A 2266-nucleotide genomic window follows, 5' to 3' on the forward strand; every position below is an offset into this window, starting at 1 on the left:
TAAACCACCTGGGTTTGGTACAGTCCATTCGCCTGTGGTTGGATCAGTCACCACATCAACGGTTGTGCCATCCGGGAAGGTCACAGTCACCGTTGAACCCGGTTCTGCGGTACCCGTGATTGGATCGGTACCATTGACCGGATCAATCTCTGGCGCTGCTGGTGCAGTCACATCCACGTTATAAGTTTGGGTATCGGTGACTGTGCTGCTGTTGCCTGCTGCATCAGTGAAGGTTGCTGTCGCATCGATGGTCGCATCGGTATCTGCAAGCAAGTCACTACCTGCCACATCTGCGGTCCAGTTGCCTGTCGCTGCATCAACAGTTGCAGTGTATGTCACGCCATTAATAACGAGTGTAACAACCGTGGTTGCTGCATCTGCAGGAATACCGGTTAAGGTACCTGTTACAGTCACTGTGCCTGTTGATTCTGCGGCATTCAACACGTTGTCTGCAGTCACATCATCAATGGTTAAGGTCGCACCTGCTGGATTTGGTGGAGTGAGATCCACTGTTTCTGTACCTGGTACAGATGGGTTACCTGCTGGATCGGTGGCAATTGCCGTGATGGTATCACCATCCACTAAACCACCTGGGTTTGGTACAGTCCATTCGCCTGTCGTTGGATCAGTCACCACATCAACAGTTGTGCCATCTGGGAAGGTTACCGTCACGGTTGAACCTGGTTCTGCGGTACCGGTGATTGGATCGGTACCATTGACTGGATCAATCTCTGGCGCTGCTGGTGCCGTCACATCCACGTTATAAGTTTGTGTATCAGTCACTGTGCTGCTGTTGCCTGCTGCATCGGTGAAGGTCGCTGTCGCATCGATGGTCGCATCTGGATCTGCAAGTAAGTCACTACCTGCTACATCTGCAGTCCATGTACCCGCTGCTGCATCAACAGTTGCAGTGTAGGTCACACCATTGATAACGAGTGTCACCACAGTCGTTGCTGCATCAGCAGGAATACCGGTTAAGGTACCTGTTACGGTCACTGTGCCTGTTGATTCTGCGGCATTCAACACGTTGTCTGCAGTCACATCATCAATGGTTAAGGTTGCACCTGCTGGATTTGGTGGAGTGAGATCCACTGTTTCTGTACCTGGTACAGATGGGTTACCTGCAGGATCTGTAGCAATTGCCGTGATGGTATCACCATCCACTAAACCACCTGGGTTTGGTACAGTCCATTCGCCTGTGGTTGGATCAGTCACCACATCAACGGTTGTGCCATCCGGGAAGGTCACAGTCACCGTTGAACCTGGTTCTGCGGTACCCGTGATTGGATCGGTACCATTGACCGGATCAATCTCTGGCGCTGCTGGTGCAGTCACATCCACGGTATAAGTTTGTGTATCGGTGACTGTGCTGCTGTTGCCTGCTGCATCGGTGAAGGTCGCTGTCGCATCGATGGTCGCATCTGGATCTGCAAGTAAGTCACTACCTGCTACATCAGCAGTCCATGTACCCGCTGCTGCATCAACAGTTGCAGTGTAGGTCACACCATTGATAAGCAGTGTCACCACCGTGGTTGCTGCATCTGCAGGAATACCGGTTAAGGTACCTGTTACCGTGATGGTTGTGGTTGATTCTGCGGCATTCAACACGTTGTCTGCAGTCACATCATCAATTGTTAAGGTTGCACCTGCTGGATTTGGTGGAGTGAGATCCACTGTTTCTGTACCTGGTACAGATGGGTTACCTGCAGGATCGGTAGCAATTGCCGTGATGGTATCGCCATCCACCAAGCCACCTGGGTTTGGTACGGTCCATTCGCCTGTGGTTGGATCAGTCACTACATCAACGGTTGTGCCATCTGGGAAGGTCACAGTCACGGTTGAACCTGGTTCTGCGGTACCGGTGATTGGATCGGTACCATTGACTGGATCAATCTCTGGCGCTGCTGGTGCAGTCACATCCACGTTATAAGTTTGGGTGTCGGTGACTGTGCTGCTGTTGCCTGCTACATCGGTGAAGGTTGCTGTCGCATCGATGGTCGCATCGGTATCTGCAAGTAAGTCACTACCTGCTACATCTGCGGTCCAGTTGCCTGTCGCTGCATCAACAGTTGCAGTGTACGTCACACCATTGATAAGGAGTGTCACCACCGTGGTTGCTGCATCTGCTGGGATACCGGTTAAGGTACCTGTCACGGTCACTGTGCCCGTTGATTCTGCGGCATTGAGTGTGTTGTCCGTGGTGACTGGTGCAACAGTCAGTGTCGTACCCGTGGTATCTGGTGCAGTGGTATCTACAACATAGTTG

1 protein-coding gene is annotated in these 2266 nt (G+C 52.0%); it reads right to left on the reverse strand.

The genetic code is table 11. The features are described from left to right. Window positions 1-2266 (reverse strand): beta strand repeat-containing protein (locus PJ15_RS00015; protein WP_155766433.1); only part of this gene is annotated, 2266 nt, incomplete at both ends.

The sequence above is a fragment of the Acinetobacter sp. neg1 genome, from assembly GCF_000788125.1.
Lineage (GTDB): Bacteria > Pseudomonadota > Gammaproteobacteria > Pseudomonadales > Moraxellaceae > Acinetobacter > Acinetobacter vivianii.